Origin of the sequence: Nocardiopsis valliformis DSM 45023, assembly GCF_000340985.1 — a bacterium.
Taxonomy (GTDB): Bacteria; Actinomycetota; Actinomycetes; order Streptosporangiales; family Streptosporangiaceae; genus Nocardiopsis; species Nocardiopsis exhalans.
Genome location: NZ_ANAZ01000088.1, coordinates 1 through 512, shown reverse-complemented (window position 1 = coordinate 512; position 512 = coordinate 1). Strand labels below are relative to the sequence as shown.

The 512-nt window shown below is 70.5% G+C and carries 1 protein-coding gene; it reads left to right on the top strand.

The window, feature by feature from the left end:
• Positions 1-30 precede the first annotated feature (30 nt).
• Positions 31-512: glycoside hydrolase family 15 protein (locus D457_RS33945; RefSeq protein WP_039832105.1), on the top strand; the 482-nt coding region annotated here is incomplete at its 3' end.

Below are 512 nucleotides of genomic sequence, written 5' to 3'. Positions count from 1 at the left end.
GCCGCCCGTTCGGCGTTGACGCTGCGGGGGTTGTGCACCCCCACCGGGGGTGTGATGGCCGCGGCCACCACCTCCCTGCCCGAGGAGATCGGCGGGGTCCGTAACTGGGACTACCGGTACTGCTGGCTGCGCGATGGCGCCCTGACCGTCCAGGCCCTGGTCACCCTGGGCTCCACCATCGAGGCCGAAGCCTTCCTGGACTGGGTGCACCAGGTGGTGGCCTCCCTGCCCTCCCCCGAACTCCTGCGCCCTCTCTACTCCTTGCGCGGCACCGACCTGGGCCCCGAAGAGGTCATCGAGTCCCTGTCCGGCTACGCCGGATCACGCCCGGTACGCATCGGCAACCTCGCTGACCACCAGGTCCAGCTGGACGTGTTCGGGCCCGTGGTCGAACTCATCACCCACCTGGCCCAGGCCAAGGGGGCCCTGTCCGACCGTGACTGGGACCTGGTGCGCTCCATGGCCCAAGCCGTAGCCCGCCGCTGGCACGAGGCCGACCACGGCATCTGGGA